The organism is Kribbella flavida DSM 17836 (genome assembly GCF_000024345.1).
GTDB lineage: Bacteria > Actinomycetota > Actinomycetes > Propionibacteriales > Kribbellaceae > Kribbella > Kribbella flavida.
Map to the genome: position 1 here is coordinate 5,768,640 of NC_013729.1, position 18,453 is coordinate 5,787,092.

The 18,453-nt window shown below is 70.9% G+C and carries 18 protein-coding genes; 10 read left to right on the top strand and 8 right to left on the bottom strand.

Translation table 11 applies throughout. The features are described from left to right. Positions 1 to 37: 37 nt before the first annotated feature. From KFLA_RS26510 to KFLA_RS26520, 3 genes are all read right to left on the bottom strand, one after another. On the bottom strand, positions 38 to 334 hold the full coding sequence (locus tag KFLA_RS26510) for an MGMT family protein (protein ID WP_148256740.1): 297 nt from the start codon (positions 332 to 334) through the stop codon (positions 38 to 40). Positions 335 to 372: 38 nt separating this feature from the next. After that, positions 373 to 1,212 carry a TIGR03560 family F420-dependent LLM class oxidoreductase gene (locus KFLA_RS26515; protein WP_012922918.1) on the bottom strand — a complete coding sequence of 280 codons (840 nt, stop codon included), beginning with the start codon at positions 1,210 to 1,212 and terminating at the stop codon, positions 373 to 375. Between the two features lie 75 nt (positions 1,213 to 1,287). Beyond that, positions 1,288 to 1,554 (bottom strand): DUF2277 domain-containing protein, encoded by a 267-nt coding sequence (locus KFLA_RS26520; RefSeq protein WP_012922919.1) that lies wholly within the window; start codon positions 1,552 to 1,554, stop codon positions 1,288 to 1,290. Positions 1,555 to 1,633: 79 nt separating this feature from the next. Between KFLA_RS26520 and KFLA_RS26525 the strand changes: the two genes are divergently transcribed. Then, a complete protein-coding gene (locus KFLA_RS26525) occupies positions 1,634 to 2,365 on the top strand; it encodes a hypothetical protein (RefSeq protein ID WP_012922920.1) in 732 nt (243 codons plus the stop codon). Positions 2,366 to 2,442: 77 nt separating this feature from the next. Here KFLA_RS26525 and moeZ read toward each other — a convergent pair whose 3' ends face one another. The 3 genes from moeZ to KFLA_RS26540 all read right to left on the bottom strand — a co-directional run bounded on the left by moeZ (position 2,443) and on the right by KFLA_RS26540 (position 7,611). Continuing rightward, on the bottom strand, positions 2,443 to 3,633 hold the full coding sequence (gene moeZ / locus KFLA_RS26530; protein WP_012922921.1) for an adenylyltransferase/sulfurtransferase MoeZ: 1,191 nt from the start codon (positions 3,631 to 3,633) through the stop codon (positions 2,443 to 2,445). Between the two features lie 243 nt (positions 3,634 to 3,876). Next, entirely contained in the window at positions 3,877 to 6,564 is a 2,688-nt protein-coding gene (locus KFLA_RS26535) for a Calx-beta domain-containing protein (protein ID WP_148257092.1), read from the bottom strand. Positions 6,565 to 6,762: 198 nt separating this feature from the next. Then, complete coding sequence (locus KFLA_RS26540) at positions 6,763 to 7,611, bottom strand: alpha/beta fold hydrolase (RefSeq protein WP_237706602.1); 849 nt, start codon at positions 7,609 to 7,611, stop codon at positions 6,763 to 6,765. 110 nt (positions 7,612 to 7,721) lie between these two features. Here KFLA_RS26540 and ligD point away from each other — a divergent pair, with 110 nt between their 5' ends. From ligD to KFLA_RS26565, 5 genes are all read left to right on the top strand, one after another. Beyond that, positions 7,722 to 8,648: a non-homologous end-joining DNA ligase gene (gene ligD / locus KFLA_RS26545; RefSeq protein WP_012922924.1), complete on the top strand. Its 927-nt coding sequence runs from the start codon at positions 7,722 to 7,724 to the stop codon at positions 8,646 to 8,648. Between the two features lie 44 nt (positions 8,649 to 8,692). Continuing rightward, a complete protein-coding gene (locus tag KFLA_RS26550) occupies positions 8,693 to 8,881 on the top strand; it encodes a hypothetical protein (RefSeq protein WP_012922925.1) in 189 nt (62 codons plus the stop codon). Between the two features lie 114 nt (positions 8,882 to 8,995). Then, positions 8,996 to 9,625, top strand: coding sequence for a TetR/AcrR family transcriptional regulator (locus KFLA_RS26555; protein ID WP_012922926.1), 630 nt, complete (start codon positions 8,996 to 8,998; stop codon positions 9,623 to 9,625). Between the two features lie 127 nt (positions 9,626 to 9,752). Then, complete coding sequence (locus KFLA_RS26560; protein ID WP_012922927.1) at positions 9,753 to 9,980, top strand: DUF3107 domain-containing protein; 228 nt, start codon at positions 9,753 to 9,755, stop codon at positions 9,978 to 9,980. A gap of 168 nt (positions 9,981 to 10,148) precedes the next feature. Then, positions 10,149 to 10,421, top strand: coding sequence for a hypothetical protein (locus KFLA_RS26565; protein ID WP_012922928.1), 273 nt, complete (start codon positions 10,149 to 10,151; stop codon positions 10,419 to 10,421). A 66-nt stretch (positions 10,422 to 10,487) separates the two neighbouring features. Here KFLA_RS26565 and KFLA_RS26570 read toward each other — a convergent pair whose 3' ends face one another. After that, entirely contained in the window at positions 10,488 to 11,171 is a 684-nt protein-coding gene (locus tag KFLA_RS26570; RefSeq protein ID WP_148256741.1) for a ferritin-like fold-containing protein, read from the bottom strand. A 313-nt stretch (positions 11,172 to 11,484) separates the two neighbouring features. On the opposite strand from KFLA_RS26570, the gene KFLA_RS26575 reads away from it, so the two are divergent. Further along, positions 11,485 to 13,866: a DEAD/DEAH box helicase gene (locus KFLA_RS26575; RefSeq protein WP_148256742.1), complete on the top strand. Its 2,382-nt coding sequence runs from the start codon at positions 11,485 to 11,487 to the stop codon at positions 13,864 to 13,866. Positions 13,867 to 14,044: 178 nt separating this feature from the next. After that, the gene (locus KFLA_RS26580; protein ID WP_041289495.1) at positions 14,045 to 14,995 is read left to right on the top strand and encodes a DUF4349 domain-containing protein; all 951 of its coding nucleotides are present in this window, start codon (positions 14,045 to 14,047) and stop codon (positions 14,993 to 14,995) included. A gap of 27 nt (positions 14,996 to 15,022) precedes the next feature. On the opposite strand, the gene KFLA_RS26585 is transcribed toward KFLA_RS26580, so the two are convergent. Continuing rightward, the gene (locus tag KFLA_RS26585) at positions 15,023 to 15,781 is read right to left on the bottom strand and encodes a ParA family protein (protein ID WP_012922932.1); all 759 of its coding nucleotides are present in this window, start codon (positions 15,779 to 15,781) and stop codon (positions 15,023 to 15,025) included. 78 nt (positions 15,782 to 15,859) lie between these two features. Here KFLA_RS26585 and KFLA_RS26590 point away from each other — a divergent pair, with 78 nt between their 5' ends. Continuing rightward, a complete protein-coding gene (locus tag KFLA_RS26590; protein ID WP_012922933.1) occupies positions 15,860 to 17,356 on the top strand; it encodes an MFS transporter in 1,497 nt (498 codons plus the stop codon). Positions 17,357 to 17,372: 16 nt separating this feature from the next. Then, entirely contained in the window at positions 17,373 to 18,230 is an 858-nt protein-coding gene (locus KFLA_RS26595) for an alpha/beta fold hydrolase (RefSeq protein WP_012922934.1), read from the top strand. The last annotated feature ends 223 nt before the right edge of the window (positions 18,231 to 18,453 follow it).

Sequence of the window (18,453 nt, forward strand, 5' to 3'; positions counted from 1 at the left end):
GCCCTGGGCCGAGACGGCCGGACTGCGGACGCCGGGATCAGTCCTCGGGGTCCCAGCGGACCGCGCGGAGGTCGACCTTGCCGTCGGTGACCCGCACCCCGTCGCCGCGCAGCAGCTGGAGCTGGTCGTCGACCACCTCGTCGGCGGGCACGCCGCTGGCGCGGATCACCCGCCACCACGGCACGCCGCCGCCGTACTCGCGCATGATCGCGCCGACCTGCCGGGGACCGCCCTGCCCGACGTACGCGGCGATGTCCCCGTACGTCGCGACCCGGCCCGGCGGGATCGACTCGACGGCCCGCAGCACTGCTTCGACGTACTCCTCCCGATCCACCCGCACACGCTAGCGCCCGGGCCGGACCATGCGCGCGCTCAGGCCAGCGGGGCGAGGGCCTTGGCGAGCGGGTCGAGGATCGAGGGCGGGGCGTTGTGGGGAAGGTTCATGACGACCAGGTCGACGCCCGCCTCCCCGTACGCCGCGGCGGCCGCGACCGCGTCGTCCAGGGGCTGGTCGGGCTCCATCCGGACGTTGACCGAGCAGGTGATCTCGCCGACGTCGCGGCCGAGCTCGTCGCAGTGCTCGACCAGGATCTGCTTGAGCGGCTTCCAGTCCTCCGGGCCCGGCACGATCACGTTCCACTGCTGGGCCCAGCGGGCGACCGCGCGCAGGGTGCGCTTCGGGCCCTTGCCGCCGATGGTGATCGGAGGGTGCGGCGTCTGCACCGGCTTCGGTTCGCAGTACGCGTCGGTGAGCTGCACGTACCGGCCGTCGAAGTTCGCGACCTTCTGGGTGAGCAGCGCGATCATCGCCTCGACGCCCTCGTCGAACCGGTCGAAGCGCTGCTTCAGCGGCGGCAGCTCGATGCCGTACGCCGCGGTCTCGATCTCGTTCCAGCCGGCGCCGACGCCGAGCTCGAGCCGGCCGGAGGAGATGATGTCGGTGGTCGCGGCCATGTTCGCCAGCACCGCGGGATGCCGGTAGATCATGCCGGTCACCTGGCACCCGACCCGGATCCGGCTGGTCGCCTGAGCCAGCGCGGCGAGCGTCGTCCAGGCCTCCAGGTTCGGGCCGGCCAGGTCACCGGTGAGCGGGTAGAAGTGGTCCCAGTGCCACGCCGACTCGAAGATCTCGTAGTCGTCGGCGGCCACCCAGACGTCCCGCAGCTGCTGCCACGTGGTGTGCTCCGGCCTGGTCTTGATCGCGAACCGCATCATGCCTCCCGGGTAAGGGGTTTCCCACTCGGCAACCTACCCCTTGGCCCGGGAGACCGGCGCGGCGTCGGTGGGTCAGTCGAGGCCGAGGCGGGCGCGGACTTCGGGGCGGCGCAGCGGCGGCACCGTCGGCGGGGGCACGCGGCGGGCCGGCATCTCCTCCAGCAGCGCCTCGGTGATGCGCGCGACCTCGGCGGCGGCGCGCTCGATGGGCTCCCGGGTGGTCGCGCTGAGCGAGCCGACGCCGGTCACCTTACGGACGTACTGCAGGGCGGCCGCGTAGATCTCCTCGGAGCTGGCGGCCGGTTCGAGACCCCGGAGGACAGTGATGTTTCGGCACATGCTCCGACGGTACGCGGCCACGGGGACACTGGGCGGCTCGAAGCCGGGCACGAGCCGAGGCAGCACGTTAAAATTCAGGATGGAGTGGCTGCTGTTCGTGCTGGGCGGTGGGGGTGCGGCCGCGGTCGGGAGCTACCTGCGGGCCCGCAGGGTCGCCGGCCGGCGCCGGGACCAGGAGCTCCAGGACGTTCGCCGGCGCGCCGGCGAGGACGTGACCTTGTTCGGTGAGCAGCTGAGCCGCCTCGGCGAGGTGCTGCAGGGCCGCGACCTGGATGCGGCGACGCGGGCCGACTACCAGTCCGCGCTGGACGCGTACGAGCAGGCCAAACGCGCTGTCGCCGCGCTGCCGACCACCGAAGCCGCGAGAGGCGTCGTCGACACCCTGGTCGAGGGCCGGTACGCCGTCGCCTGCGTCCAGGCCCGAGCGACCGGACGGCCGCTTCCCGAGCGCAGGGTGCCGTGCTTCTTCAACCCTGAGCACGGTCCGTCGGCGGTCGACGTGGTGTGGACCCCGCCGACCGGCGGGACGCGCAAGGTCCCTGCCTGCGCCCAGGACGCGGCCCGCGTCGCGGCCGGCGCCGAACCCGCGGCGTACTACCTGCGCCGCGGCGAGCTCCAGGTCCCGTACTGGGAGGTCGGCGACCCCGACCAGCCGTACAAGTTCGGCATCTTCGACACCTCGGCCGCCCGCGCGGTCGTGATGAGCCTGAAGATGCAGAACCGCGGCATCGACGTCGGCCGCGGCCGCAAGGACCCCAGCATCCTGCCCCGCAGGTCCCGCTCCACCCGCCCCGCCGCCGACCAGAGCTGACCCACCGACCGCCGACGGCCTCGAGAACAGCGCGGCCCCCGGCGTACCGGAGTACGACGGGGGCCGGGCCGGGAGGGTCAGTAGGACGGCTGGGACGGGTCGATCTGGTCGACCCAGGCGACCACACCGCCGCCGACGTGCACGGCGTCGGAGAAGCCGGCGCCCTTGGCGATCGCCAGCACCTCGGCCGAGCGCACGCCGGACTTGCAGTGGAAGACGAGCTGCTTGTCCTGCGGCAGCTTCTCCAGCGCGACGCCGGTCTGGAAGTCCGCCTTCGAGATCAGCACCGAGCCGGGGATCCGGTTGATCTCGTACTCGTTCGGCTCCCGGACGTCGATCAGCGCGAAGTCCTTCTCGCCGTTGTCCTTGAGCTTGATCCACTCGCTCAGCTGCTTGACCGAGATCGTCGAGCCGGCCGCCGCGTCGGCCGCCTCCTCGGTGATCGCGCCGCAGAAGCTCTCGTAGTCGATCAGCTCGGTGACGGTCGGGTTCTCGCCGCAGATCGCGCAGTTCGGGTCCTTGCGGACCTTCAGCGAGCGCCAGTTCAGGTCGAGCGCCTCGTAGATGTTCAGCCGGCCCAGCGACGGGTCACCGATGCCGGTGAGCAGCTTGATCGCCTCGGTCACCTGGGCGGCGCCGACCGACGCGCACAGCACGCCCAGCACGCCACCCTCGGCGCAGGACGGGACCATGCCGGGCGGCGGCGGCTCGGGGTACAGGCAGCGGTAGCACGGTCCGTGCTCGGCCCAGAAGACGCTGATCTGGCCGTCGAAGCGGAAGATCGAGCCCCACACGTACGGCTTGCCGAGCAGCACCGCGGCGTCGTTCACTAGGTACCGGGTGGCGAAGTTGTCGGTGCCGTCGACGATCAGGTCGTACTGCTCGAAGATCTCGAAGACGTTGTCGTTGTCCAGCCGGGTCTCGTGCAGGACGACGTTCGTGTTCGGGTTGGTCTCGAGGATCGACTCCTTGGCCGACTGCGCCTTGGACTTGCCGACGTCGGACTGGCCGTGAATGATCTGGCGCTGCAGGTTGGACTCGTCGACGGTGTCGAACTCGACGATGCCGAGCGTGCCGACGCCGGCCGCGGCCAGGTAGAGCAGCGCCGGGCTGCCCAGGCCGCCGGCGCCGATCACCAGCACCCGGGCGTTCTTCAGCCGCTTCTGGCCGGCCATCCCGACCTCGGGAATGATCAGGTGCCGCGAGTACCGGCGGACCTCGTCGATGGTCAGCTCGTCGGCCGGTTCGACCAGCGGGGGCAGTGACACGGGGCGCTCCTCGTCAGCGGGAATTCGGGGGGTCTGCGGGGTTCAACCGTTCTTCCCTCCCCCATGTTCCCGTACCCGCTCAAGCCCCCGGCCCGGAGTCCACATCCCGGGACACCCGTCTCACCTGCGATGGCGCACCTCCACCACTCACCCAGCCCGCCGCGGCTCCGACGCTCAGCGTGTTCGGGAGCGCGGGAAGCCTTTCCCACTGGGGTTGGCGAGTGGTGGAGGTTCAGGCTCGCGTCAGTCGTCGTCGCGGATCGTGCCGATGACCGTTGACGGCAGGTCGAGCTCGCCGCCCTCGATCGACGTCAGCTGCGCGGTGAAGCTCTCGGTCGGCTCCTTGACCTTGTCGTCGACGATCCGGACCTGGAGCACACCCTTGGTCCGGCCCGGTTCGACGTACCCGTCCACCCAGCGGACCGGCGGAGCCTCGTACCCGCTCTCGAAGTCCTTGCCGAGCGTCGCGGAGCCGTCCTTCAGTTCGCCGTTGATGGAGACGTACTGGTCACTGGGCGCCGCCAGCGTGATCGGGAACTCCAGGAACTCGGCGCCTTCCACCGCGGTGGCCGGCCCGACCGTCACCTTCGGCGTCGGGTCGTCGTCGATCACCAGGCCGTGCCCGAACGACTGCTTCAGCAGCCCGTCCCGCGGCACGGAGAGCACCAGACTGAACCGGAGGTCGAAGCTGTCCCGGGTGTTCGCCTTGATCGGCACGGTGATCTTCTGCCGGGTCTGGCCGGGCTTGAAGACCACCTGCCTGGCGACCTCGCCCACGACCGAGCCCAGCTCGCCGTTGGTCTCGGCGTACACGCTGACCGGGCGGATGCTCGGCCGGGACATGCTCACCCAGAAGTCGACGTACTGCGTGCCGGTGTCGCCCTCCCGGACCTTCACGCTGGAGGCGGACAGCTTCGGCAGCAGACTGGCCGGGCCGGAGGTGCCGACGCCGGGCCGGGAGAACGACAGGTCACTCAGCAGCACGGACCCGCGCGCGACCCGGTCGGTGCGCAGTTCGACGGTCCGCACGTCGCGCAGGTCGATGCCCTTCAGCGCGGTGATCGGCAGTCGCACGGTCCGCAGCAGGTTCTTCGGTACGCCGGAGCCGTTCGCGCCCGGCAGCCGGACGAGCGCGTCGCCGAGAGCTGAGGCCGGGACCGAGACCGCCCGGCCGTGCCCGTCGACCACCCGGACGCTCAGGTCGGTCCGGGGCGCTCCATCCGGGTCCGGCGCGGCGCGGAACGTCAGAGCGGCGTACCGGCGGATGTCACGCTGTCCCGCGGCCACCGGAACCCGCAGTACGCCGTTCTTGCCGGTCCAGCTCAGCTTCGTGACTGCCAGGGTCGGCGTCTTGGCTGCGAAGTAGGCCTCGATCCAGTGCGGCGACTGAGCCCCGTCAGTGGTCGTGCCCGCGCAGTTGGCGGAGCAGATCGTGGTCTTCGCGCTACCGGAGACCGCTCCAGCCGGCAGTGGCTGGTCAAGCCGGCTCAGGTCCCGACGGTCGGCGGCAGGAGCCTGCGCGACCACCCGGACGACAGCCCGCCCAGCCGAGGCCGCGCGGGTGCTCGACCCGTCGAGCAACGGCAGCAGCTGCTTCTCGTGACCGAGCTGGAGCCGGAAGAACCCCGCCACGTACGCCGTACCCACGGCCTGCTGCTCCTTGGCGGTCAGGCGGCCCTGGTACTTCTCGCCACAGGGTGAGTCGCCGGGCTCGCCCCACCAGTCGTCGTTGGCCGGCGCGGTGGACTGACCGGGCGTCCATTCGGTGTTGAAGTAGTTGTGGTTCGCCCCGAGCACGGTGACGGTCGAGCGCGGCGCGTTGTCGCCGGCCACGGAGTACCGGGTGTCGTCGTAGAACTTCTGGCCTTGCAGGTCGGAGACGTCACCGTCGCAGTACGGCAGCACGACGCTCATCGCGACACCGGGCACGGTCGCCCGGGCGAAGTCGGTCGGTGCCAGCGGCAGCACGGCCCGGATGCCGTACCGGCCGCCGCGGTCCGCGTTGAGCACGGCCGCGCGAGCAACTCCCTCACCGCCTCGCGAGTGGCCCATCAGGCCGACGTTGCGCAGGTTCACCTTGCCGACGAACTTGGTGCCGAACGGTCCGCCGCCGACGGTGGACCACTTCTTCCACAGGCTCAGGTGGTCGAGGACCAGCTCGGCGCGGGCCTGCGCGCCCGCGTCGTACGCGTCGCCGTCGTAGGCGTTGACCGCGTTCGCGCTGATCGACACGACCTGGTAGCCGTGGCTGGCCAGAGCCTCGGCCGGGCCGTCGTACCCGCGGTAGCTCGGCACTGGCTTCCAGCTACCGGTGCACGGCCACGGCTTGGTCGGGAACGGTTCGCTCTCGTCACCGCCGTAGCAGAACTGGTGCCGGCCGTGCAGGAAGACGACCAAGGGCCGCGGACCGGTCGCATGCCGCGGCGAGTAGACCTTGCCGACCAGCTCGGCCTTTTGGCCCAGCCCGGGCAGGTACGTCGCCTCCGCGCCGAGGTCGTACTCGGCGGTCTCGACCTGGTACCTGCCCTTCGCGCCGGGGTCGTCCCCGAGCGCTGTTCCCTGCGGCGCCTTCAGCCAGTCGGCGTCGGTCGGACCGGGCGCCGCCATCGAGCGCTTGCTGCCGGGGGCGGGATCACCCGACCAGACCAGCGCGACGGTCCGGGCACGGAGCACCGCAGGATCCTGACTGATCAGTGAGACGCTGCGCCGGTCGGCCGACTGCCGGGCCACCCCGACGGTACGGCCGTCGACCGCGAGCAGCGGCAACGCGTCCCGCAGCGGGGCCGGCCGGTCCAGCCGGAGCGTGACCCGGTAGCCGCCGGCGACCGGGTCCACCGTCCAATTCTTGCCTTGAGCAACAGATTGGGGTGGCGCGGGCGGCGCGGCGAGCGCGGCCGGCGCCGCCCACGCGCCACCCAGCAGTGCGACCATCCCCAGCGACAGTGTGGTGCTGCCGATCAACCGCACGAGCTTCCCTTCGTCGACGAACAGGTCGTCCGTCAGACCCCGGGCGCGGCCGGATGGTTGTCCCGGTCAACGGATCGGGACGAAGATCATGCCATGGTCGGACCGGTGGTCATGCCAGGGTCGGATGCCCGCCGGCCGATTGTGTGCACCCCCGGCCGGCCGTCAGCCGATGAGCTGGCGGAAGGCGCGCGCGACCTCCTGCGGATGCTCCATCTGGGCGACGTGGCCGGTCCGCGGCAGGTAGAGCAGCCGGGCGTCGGGGAAGGAGCGCTGCGCCTTGGTCCGGATGCCCGCGTTGACCAGCCGGTCGCGGCCGCCGTACACGAGCAGGACCGGGCAGGTCACCTTCGCCGTGTCCACCCACAGCGAGCGGCGCGGCGGAGCCAGGTACGACAGCAGCAGGCTGCGGGCCCCGTCCAGCGTGGCCTGCGGACCCCAAGGCTGCGTGTCACGCATCCGAAGCTCTTCCTCGTACGCCTGCCGCACCTCGGGCGGCAGCCGGTCGGGCTCGCCGAAGATCATCGCGTAGCCGGCCTGCACCCGGCGCTCGAACGGCAGCTGCTTGCTGCGCTCGATCACCACCTTGCCCAGCCGCGGGGTGGACAGCGCGGCGAACCAGAGCGCGATCGCGGAGGCGCGGGGATGCGGCAGCGCCGGGGAGACCAGCGTCAGCGACGCCACCCGCTCGGGCCGGCGGGCCGCCAGCGTCACCGCGACCGTGCCGCCCATCGAGTTGCCGAACAGGTGGATCGGCTCGTCGCCGAACTCGGCGTCCCACAGCTTTGCGACCACGTCTGCCTGGTCGTTGATCCCGCCGCGCGGGGCCGGCGGCGTCCGGCCGAAGCCCGGCAGGTCGGGAGCGATGCCGCGCACGGTGTCACTCAGCAGCAGGCCGAGCGTGGTCCAGTTCAGCGACGACCCGCCGAGGCCGTGCACGAACAGTGCCGGCGGCAGGTTCGGCGACGCGCCGGGAATGTCCCTGACCAGCACGTCCACGCCTGCGACCGGCACCGTACGGTCCGGCCATGCCTGAGTGCCCAACGGCACCGAAGTGCCGGTTACCGACCCGTAACTGTCCACAAAGCCATGTTAGGCCGGTCCGACACTGGACACTGGGAGTCATGGCGGCCGGACCCACCCAACTGACCACCGAGGTCGACGGGCAGACGATGAAGCTCACCAACCTCGGCAAAGTGCTCTACCCGCAGACAGGTTTCACGAAGGCGGAGGTGATCGACTACTACCACCAGATCGCCCCGCTGCTGCTGCCGCACCTGACGGACCGGCCGCTGACCCGCAAACGCTGGCCGGACGGCACCGGCGCGGCGTACTTCTTCGAGAAGAACGCACCGCGCGGTACGCCGGACTGGGTGCGCACCGTGACCCTGCCGACGCCCGGCAGCTCCACCGGCCGGGACGAGGCGGACTTCGTGATCGCCGACGACGTGCAGACGATCGTGTGGCTGGCGAACCTGGCCGCGCTGGAGCTGCACGTCCCGCAGTGGCGGATCGGGCTGTCCGACGACGGCAAGGACCCGCAGGCCGACCTGGTCGTGTTCGACCTCGACCCGGGGCCCGGAGTCACCATCGTCGAGTGCTGCGACGTGGCGCTCGCCCTGCGGGAGCTGCTCGGTCACTACGGGCTGGAGGGCTGGCCGAAGACCTCCGGCAACAAGGGCATGCACCTGTACGTGCCGATCGAGCCGGCCTCGTCGCGGGCGACCAGCGCGTTCGCCAAGCAACTCGCGGAGCAGCTGGCCGAGGCGCTGCCGGAGAACGTGACCGCGAACATGACAAAGGCGCTGCGACCCGGCAAGGTGTTCATCGACTGGAGCCAGAACGCCAGTGCCAAGACCACGCTCGCGCCGTACTCGCTGCGCGGCGCCGAGGAACCCAGGGTGTCCACCCCGATCGACTGGGACGAGGTCGCCGCGGCCACCGACCAGGCCGAGCTGACCTTCCTGCCGCACGAGGTGCTGGCCCGCGTCGAGCAGTACGGCGACGTACTGGAGGACCTGTACGACGACCCGCGGCCATTGCCGTCCTGACCCCCTGACCCACCCCCTGAGTCACCCATGAAAGGAGACGCACCATGTCCGAGCCCGGTGTCGAGGTCCCTGACGAAGCTCCGGAGGCCGACGTCCTGGAGCAGTACCAGTCCTCGTCTGGTCTGGAGGAACGCGACGAGCCCACCGGCGACGTGCCGGTCGAGGCGAACCCGGCCGACGTCGACGAGCAGCGCCGGTCACTGGGCGAGGGCGGCGAGGACGACTACCGCTGACCAGGTGCCCGGCCGGTGGCGAAGCTACTGGCCGGGCACACCGCTGGGTAGGATTCGACCGGTATACACCACCGGGGGCTTGGCCGCCGGTGCCGCACCACTGAAGGAGCCGACGTGTCGACGACACCGGAGACCGCACCGAAGCGCGGCAGCCGCCTGCCCCGGCTGGCCCGCCGCGCGCAGTTGCTCGAGGCGGCCCAGGAGGTCTTCGTGGCGAACGGCTACCACGCCGCCGCGATGGACGACATCGCCGACCGCGCCGGCGTCTCGAAGCCGGTCCTGTACCAGCACTTCCCCGGCAAGCTGGACCTCTACCTCGCGCTGCTGGACACCTCCTGCGACGCGATCATCGCCTCCGTCCGCGAGGCGCTGCGCTCCACCGACGACAACAAGCAGCGGGTCGCGGCGACCATTCACGCCTTCTTCGACTACGTCGCGAACGCCCAAGGCGCCTTCCGGCTGGTCTTCGAGTCCGACCTGACCAACGAGACCGCCGTGCGGGAGCGGGTCGACCGAGTCACCCAGGCGTGCGCCGAGGCCTGCTCCGAGGTCATCAGCGCCGACGCCGGCCTGAGCAAGGAGCAGTCGATGGTGCTCGCGGTCAGCCTGGTCGGCATGGCCCAGGTCAGCGCCCGCTACTGGCTCGCCTCGGACAACCCGACGCTCACCCAGGAGCAGGCGGCCGACCTGGTCGCCAGCCTGGCCTGGCGCGGCATCCGCGGGTTCCCGCGCACCGAGAGCTGACCTCCCGGCCCCGCCGACGCGCGGGGTTCTGCTCTGGGCGGACGGGTGAGGGCTGCGGGTCGGCAGCGGATAGGCTCGAACAGGTACCGGCGAGAGCCGCCGGTCGGAACGTGCCCGGGAGGGTTCCGTGGAGGTCAAGATCGGCGTGCAGCACGCCAATCGTGAGTTGGTGCTGGAAAGCGAGCAGACCCCGGACGAGGTCCAAGCGACCGTCGCCGAGGCGCTGGCGGGCAAGACCGGGCTGTTGCAGCTCACCGACGAGAAGGGCCGCCGGGTGATCATTCCGGCCGACCGCCTCGCGTACGTCGAGATCGGCGAGGTGGCCATTCGCAAGGTCGGTTTCGGCGCGATCTGACTGCCGCCGCAGGTAACTCGCTCCGGCCGGAGCAGCTGACCGAATTGCGATCCGGCGACGGCTGAACCCGGACACGTTTAAGCGTGTCGCCCAACGGCAACCGTTCTGGTGCGGCGAGACCCTCGTCGCGCCGCGTAGACGCGGTCGTCACAAGGAGGAACCAGCGTCATGGAAATCATCGGTGTGATCGTTGCCGGTATCATCATCGGTCTGCTCGGCAAATTCGTCGCCCCCGGGGACAGGGACAACATTCCCCTGTGGCTCACCGTGCTGTGCGGCATCGGCGGTGTGCTGATCGGCTACTACGTCGCCGCAGCGCTCGGCGTCGAGGCCACTGCGGGCATCGACTGGGTCCGCTGGATCGTCAGCATCGTCGTCGCGGCCGTTCTGGTCGTCATCGCGGCGACCGTCACCGGACGGTCGAGGACTCGTTCCGTCTGACCGCACGCATCGCCTTCTCGACCGGCCGCCACCTTCCAGGTGGCGGCCGGTCGGCGTGTGTGCCGCTCAGGGCTGCAGGCCGAGGGCCGTCATCCGGGCGGTGTGCGCCTCGGTGAGGCGGGTGAACATCCGGCCGATCGCGGCCAGGTCGAGCCCGGGGCGGTCGACCGAACCGGCCAGCAGCGAGGCCAGCGAGTCGCGGTCGGCGGCGATCCGTTGGGCCTGGCTGAGCGCCTCGCCCACCAGTCGGCGGCCCCACAGCGCCAGCCGGCCACCCAGCTTGGGGTCCTCCTCGATCGCGGAGCGGACCCGGTCCACCACGAACTCCGCCTGGCCCGAGTCCGCGAACACCTCGAGCACCAGGGCCCGGGTCTCCCCGTCCACGAACGAGGCGATCTCGCGGTAGAAGTCGTTCGCCAGGCCGTCACCGACGTACGCCTTGACCAGGCCCTCCAGCCAGTCCGACGGCGCGGTGTGGTCGTGGAACGCCTCCAGCGGGGTGACGAACGGCTGCATCGCGTCCATCGGGTCGACACCGAGCGCGACCAGCCGGTCACGCAGTTGCACGAAGTGGCCGAACTCCGTGGTCGCCAGCTGGGCCAGCTGGGCCTTGTCGTTCAGGGTCGGGGCGAGCTTGGCGTCCTCGGCGATCCGCTCGAACGCGGTCAGCTCGCCGTACGCCAGCACACCCAGCAGATCCACCGCCGCGGCCCGGTAGGCGGGATCGTCGAAGGCCGTCGTTTCGGTCATGGTCCGCACCATATCGGCCCGTCGGCACCGGCAGGGGAAACGGGCGGGAGGCGGCGGCGCGCTTTACGGCTACACTGGACGGTGTTTCGCCGGTGACGCGCCCAGATGGGCAGCTGGTGCGAGCCGCTTGCACAGTGTCCCGCGCCTCACGATGAAGGGCAGCGATGCCCTAGGCGCCCGGCCCTGTGCATCTGTCCGTACAAGCATGTGAGAGGCGATCAGCCTGACCACCTTCCGAGAGCTCGGCGTGCTGCCCGAGATCTGCGACGCGCTCGACCGCGTCAACATCGTGGAGCCGTTTCCGATTCAGGAAATGACGCTTCCCGTCGCGCTGATGGGCACCGACCTGATCGGTCAGGCCCGCACCGGCACCGGAAAGACCCTCGGTTTCGGTATTCCGCTGCTGCAGCGGACCATTTCCCCCGGTGAACCGGACTACGAAGAGCTGGCCGCGCCCGGCAAGCCGCAGGCCCTCGTCGTCACGCCGACCCGTGAGCTGACGATCCAGGTGGCCAAGGACCTGACCACCGCCTCCACCGTGCGCACGGTGCGGATCCTGACCATCTACGGCGGGGTCGCGTACGAGCCGCAGCTGGAGATGCTGAAGAGCGGCGTCGACGTCGTCGTCGGTACGCCGGGCCGGCTGCTCGACCTGGCCAACCGCGGTGTGCTGGACCTGTCCCACATCAAGGTGCTGGTGCTCGACGAGGCCGACGAGATGCTCGACCTGGGCTTCCTGCCCGACGTGGAACGGATCCTGCGCAAGACGCCGGAGCTGCGCCAGACAATGTTGTTCTCGGCAACGATGCCGTCGGCCGTGATCGGCCTGGCGCGCACCCACATGCGGCACCCGCTGAACATCCGCGCGGAGTCGCACGAGGACACCCAGATGGTGCCGACCACGGCCCAGTTCGTCTACCGCGCGCACGACCTGGACAAGCCCGAGGTGGTGGCCCGGATCCTGCAGGCCGAGGACCGCGGCCGGGTGATGATCTTCTGCCGGACCAAGCGCGAAGCGGGCCGGCTCACCGACGACCTGGCCGACCGCGGCTTCAAGGCCGCCGCGATCCACGGCGACCTGAACCAGCAGGCCCGCGAGCGGGCGCTGACCCGGTTCCGCGGCGACAAGATCGACGTGCTGATCTGTACCGACGTCGCCGCCCGCGGCATCGACGTCGAAGGTGTCACGCACGTCATCAACAACACCTGCCCCGAGGACGAGAAGGCCTACATCCACCGGATCGGCCGCACCGGCCGGGCCGGGGCGAGCGGGATCGCGGTCACCTTCGTCGACTGGGCCGACGTGACCCGGTGGAAGACGATCAACAAGGCGCTCGACCTGCCGTACGACGAGCCGCAGGAGATCTACTCCACCTCGCCGGAGCTCTACCACGACCTCGGCATCCCGACCAGCGCCAAGGGCCGGATCAAGGCCGCCCGCGAGGACAAGCCGGAGCGGGACCGCCCGCCGCGGCGGTCCGAGGCCGAGGCCGGCTCCAGCCCGGCGTCGGAGTCGTCCGAGCGGCCGGGCCGCAAGCGGAACCGGAACCGGCGGCGAACCCGCAGCGGCCGCCCGCTGGACGGTGTGGTCGGCAACGAGCCGAAGTCCGAGTCCGACGTGACGGCGAAGACGCAGGTCCCGCCGACCGAGGAGTCGTCGTCGCAGGCCGGCGAAGGGGTGCGCGAGCGCAAGCCCCGTCAGCGCAACCGCCGCCGGCGTACGTCGGAGAGCGCCGAGTCGAGCACGTCGACCGAGCAGGTCACCGCTGAGCCGGCTGCTGCGACCGACGTCACCGCTTCGACCGACGTCACCGCTGCGGCCACGGGCGCCGAGACCGGTGCGCCGGTCCAGGCTGAGGCCGCGGTCGAGCAGAAGGCCGCACGGCGGACGCGGACCCGCAGGGCTGCGGCGAAGGGGACGGACGCGCAGACCGCGGACGACGCCCAGGCTGCGGACATCGCGGGCATCGGGCAGGAGCCCGGCGCGGACGTGGCGACGGCTGCTTCGGTTGAGGCGAGCGGTGCTGCGGAGGCGAACGCTGCGGCCGAGCAGAAGCCGGCGCGGCGTACTCGGACCCGGAAGACGGCAGCCAAGGCTGCTGAGGCAGACAACGCCGATGCGGCGGGCGCTGCCGAGCCGGCGGCCGAGGTCGCAACGGATACCGAGGCTGCAACGGCTGCCGAGGCGAAGCCGGCCAGGCGGACGCGTACGCGCAAGGCGGCGGCAGCTGCGGAGCCGATCGCGGCCGAGGCGGCGGCTGAGCCGGTTGCCGCGCCGACGGCGGCTGAGCCGGTTGCCGCGGAGACGGCTGCTGACGTGCCGGCTGAGAAGCCGGTGAAGCGGGCTCGGACGCGCAAGGCAGCGGCTGCCGAGCCGGTCGCCGAGGACTCTGCGGCGAGCGCGGCCGAGGCACCGGCGAAGAAGACGGCAGCCAAGCGCACGCGCAAGGCAACTGCGACGCCGGTCGCTGACGAGACGGCGCCGGGCGTTGAGGCCGCCGGGGACGACGCAGCCGCCGAGAAGCCTGCGAAGCGAGCGGCCCGGAAGACTGCGGCCAAGAAAACAGCTGCGAAGAAGGCGACCGCGAAGCCGACGGCTGCTGCTGACGAGATCACCGACGAAGCCAAGCCGGCGAAGCGGACTCGGACGCGCAAGGCGGCACCGACCACCCCGACCTTCACGGCGCCCGAGTAGTCCGAGCACGAACAGACCACTCCGCGGACCCCGTTCAGCACACGCTGAGCGGGGTTCGCGCTGTGCAGGTCACGGTCGGCGAAACCGGTTCGTGGCCGAACGGTGACCGGCCGCCTGCAACAGCCGCCCTCACGGGACCGTCCTAGGTGGACAGTCCGGCGAGGGGAAGGTTGTGGCAATGGTGAGGACGCGAGGCAGGGCCGCGGTGGCAGGGATGTTCCTGGTTGCGGCCATGGTGCTGTCCGGGTGCGGGGCCGGTGGAGACAAGGCGACGTCGTCGGAGGGCGCGGCCGCGCCCCAGGCGGACAACGCTCAGCCGCAGGATGCCGGTGCCGGCAAGAGCGGCGCGGGCACCGACAGCAAGAGCGGCGCCGGCGGGGCCGCTCAGCCGACGGTCACCCGGGCGATCATCAAGACCGGCAGGCTGACGATCGAGACCGCTGACGTGAACAAGCAGCGGCAGGCCGCGATCACGATCGTCGCCGGGCTGCGCGGCCAGGTCTCCTCCGAGGACACCGGCAGCGAGAACGACGGCCGCATCACCCGCGCGAACCTGGTGCTCAAGGTGCCCACCCCGGCGTACGAGACGGCGATCGAACGCCTGTCGGCGCTCGGGACCCGGACCTCGATCCACCAGGAGTCCAGCGACGTCACCGAGCAGGTGGTCGACGTGGACAGCAGGATCGCCTCCCAGCGCGCGAGCCTGGAGCGGATGCGCACGCTGCTCGCCAAGGCGTCGTCGATCGCCGAGATCGTCTCGGTGGAGACCGAGCTGACCCGCCGCGAGGCCGACCTGGAGTCGCTGCTGGCCAAGCAGAAGGCCCTGTCGCTGCAGACCGAGCTCGCGACCCTCACCCTGGTGATCACCGAACCGGGCAAGGCGCCGGTCGTGGAGAAGGAGGACAAGGGCTTCCTGGCCGGTCTGAAGGGCGGCTGGAACGCCTTCACTGCAACGTTCTTCGCGCTGTCCACCGCCGTCGGCGCCCTGCTGCCGTTCCTGATCGTGGCCGCTCTGATCGGCATTCCGCTCTGGCGCTACCGTCACCGCCTCCGCCGTACGCCGGTCGCCGCCCCCGCGGTTGCCGGCGCCTCCGGTCCGACCCCGCCGACCGGTTCCCACCAGCCCTGACCTCCGCCCGGGGCTGAGCAGTCCGGGTCAGAGCAGCGCCTTCGCCAGTTCCCGGTACGCCGCCGCGCCGGAGGTCGCCGGCGCGGTGGTCAGGATGGTCTGGCCGATCGCCGGGGCCTCGGCGAACCGGATCGACTTCGGGATCGGCGGCTGCAGCACCGTCAGCGCGTAGGTGTCGGCGATGGTCTCCAGCACCGTGCGCGCGTGCGTCGTCCGGCCGTCGTACAGGGTCGGCAGGACGCCGAGCACCTCGAGCCCGGGGTTCGTCAGCTGCTGGACGTCGTGAATGGTGTCCAGCAGCTGGCCGACCCCGCGGTGCGCGAGCGTCTCGCACTGCAACGGGATCAGCACCTCCGACGCCGCGGACAACCCGTTCACCGTCAGCAGGCCGAGGGTCGGCGGGCAGTCGATCAGAACCCAGTCGTACGCCGTACTCAGCGGCCGCAGCGCGGTCCGCAACGCCTGCTCGGGACCGCTTTCCCTGGCCAGCCGGACCTCGGCCGTCGCCAGCTCGATCGTGGCGGGCAGCAGGTCCGGACCGGCGTCGACGCCGATCAGCACGTCGCGTGCCTTCAGCTCGCCGAGCAGCACGTGGTGCAGGGAGGCGTCGAGGTCCTCGGGATCGGTGCCGAGCGAGAAGGTCAGGCAGGCCTGCGGGTCCAGGTCGACCAGCAGGACGCGCTGACCCAGCTCGGCCAGGGCAGCACCCAACGACGCGACGGTGGTGGTCTTCGCCACGCCGCCTTTCTGGTTCGCGACCGCGAGTGTGCGAGGCACCCGGCCCATTGTGCCGCACCGTGGAACGGCCCGCGTTCCGGGGCGCCTGTTGACTTCAAGCCTTGTTGAAGTTTCAGGATGGCCGGCATGACCGAGACCTTGCAGCTGACACCCCCGCGCGCCGGACGGCGCGAGTGGCTCGGCCTCGCCGTCCTGGCGCTGCCGACGATCCTGATCGGCCTGGACATGACCGTGCTGCACCTGGCCGCACCGATCCTGACCGCCGACCTCGCCCCGAGCAGTTCGCAACTGCTGTGGATCATCGACGTCTACGGCTTCGTGGTGGCCGGACTGTTGATCACGATGGGCACGGTCGGCGACCGGATCGGCCGTCGCCGGCTGCTGATGATCGGTGCGGCCGGGTTCGCGCTGGCGTCGGCGATCGCCGCCTTCGCGTCCAGCCCCGAGTTGCTGATCGCGGCCCGGGCGCTGCTCGGTCTGGCGGGGGCGACGCTGATGCCGTCCACGCTCTCGCTGCTCAGCAACATGTTCCGCGATCCCCGGCAGCGTCAGCTCGCGATCGCGATCTGGATGACGAACTTCATGGTGGGTGGCATCGCCGGACCGCTGGTCGGCGGCGCCCTGCTCGAGCACTTCCACTGGGGCTCGGTCTTCCTGATCGGCATTCCCCCGCTGCTGCTCCTGCTCGCGGTGGCCCGGCCGCTGCTGCCGGAGTACCGCAATCCCCGCGCCGGCCGGATCGACCTGACCAGCGTCGTGCTCTCCACCGGCGCCATCATCGCCGTCGTCTACGGTCTCAAGGAGACCGCCAAGGACGGACTGCACTCGGTCCCCGTCGTAGTGCTGGTCGCCGGCCTGCTCACCGGCTACGTGTTCGTCCGGCGGCAGCTCACGCTGGCGGAGCCGCTCCTGGACCTGCGGTTGTTCCACCACGCCGCCTTCAGCGTCTCCCTGGGCGCGCAGACCTTCGGCCTGTACGTACTGGCCGCCATGCAGTTCCTGGCGATGCAGTACTTCCAGCTGGTGCTGGGCATGTCCCCGCTGGAGGCAGGCCTGTGGACTCTGCCTTCGGCTTTCTCCGGGATCATTGGCACGCTCGGCGGTCCGCTGGTCGTCCGCTGGCTCCGCGCCGGTACTGCGATGACTGTCGGCTTCCTCGTCGCCATCCCCGGCCTCGCGCTGATGGCCCTGTCCGGCCGGACCGAGGTGGTGGTGGGCATGACGATCGCCAGTCTCGGCATCCAGCTCGTACTGGCTCTCACCTACGACCTGGTGGTCGGCAGTGCACCACCTGAGCGAGCTGGAGCCGCATCCGGCATGGGCGAGACCGGCACCGAGTTCGGTATGGCCTTGGGCGTCGCAGTAGCAGGCAGTCTGGTCACGGCGGTCTACCGCAGCCAGGTGACCGAGCAGACCTTGCCCAGTGGCGTTTCCAGCGAGGCGCGTGACACGCTGGGCAGCGCAGTGGCGATCGCCGAGCACCTGCCCGGCCCGCTGGCGCAGGAGCTGCTGACGCTGACCCGCGGCGCCTACACGGACGGCGTACAGCTTGCGGCACTGGTCAGTGTGGCCATCATCGCCGCGCTGGCTGTGGCCACCGCCACCCTGCTGCGAGCCAAGTAGCCGATACCGTGGAGCCGTGAGTACGCCGCGCACGCTGACGTTGCCAGCTGGGGTTCGCCCCGCGACCCTCGAGACCGAGCGGGGCAGCTTCGCCACCCTGCAAGCCGTACCGGACGTCGGTACGCCGCTCGGCACGGTGCTGCTGGTCCCCGGCTGGACCGGCAGCAAGGAGGACTTCACCCCACTGGTCGACCACCTCGCCCGGTACGGCTGGCGAACGGTCGCCGTCGACCAGCGCGGCCAGCACGAAACCCCCGGGCCGGCCGACCCCTCGGCGTACACGCTGACGGAGCTCGCGGCGGACGTGGTGGCGATGAGTCAGGCGCTGGGCGGCTACAGCCAGCTCGTCGGTCACTCGTTCGGCGGTCTGGTCGCGCGCGAAGCCGTGCTGGCCGATCCGTCGGTGTTCTCGACCATCACCCTGCTCTGCTCCGGTCCGGGCGGGTTCAGCGACGAGGCGAAGGTGCAGGGCTTGCAGATGCTCGCCTTCGGGCTCGACAACCTGCCGATCGAGCAGGTGTACGACCTGAAGCTCGAGCACGACAGCAAGGAGCCGCGCTACGTCGCGCCGGCCACCGAGATCGCCGAGTTCCTGCGCAAACGCTTCACCGGCAACGTTCCGGCCGGCCTGTCCGCGATCACCAAGCGGCTGATCGACGCCGAGGACCGGACCGAGCAGCTGGCCAAATCCGGCGTCCGCGCGCAGGTCGTGTACGGCGAGTCCGACGACGGCTGGCCGCTCGCGGTCCAGGACCGGATGGCCGACATCCTCGGCGTACGCCCGCAAGTCATCGCCGGCGCGGGCCACTCCCCCGCGATCGAGCAGCCGGCCGCGACCGCCCGCATCCTGGTCGAGTTCTTCCACGACCGCTGACGGCCGGTCCGGGCGGCTCGTCTGCGCCCAGCGCCCCGCCGCCCCTGGCGCACTCTGATGGGTTAACCCACCAGGTGCATGGTTGGCCCACCGGATTCTGGCGGGCCAACCATGCGTTTGGTGGGTTAACCCAGGCCGCCGGGGGGGGTGGTCGCCGTCCGCGCAACCCGACGCACCCACAGCGCACTCGGATGGGTCAACTCACCACATGCATGGTTGGCCC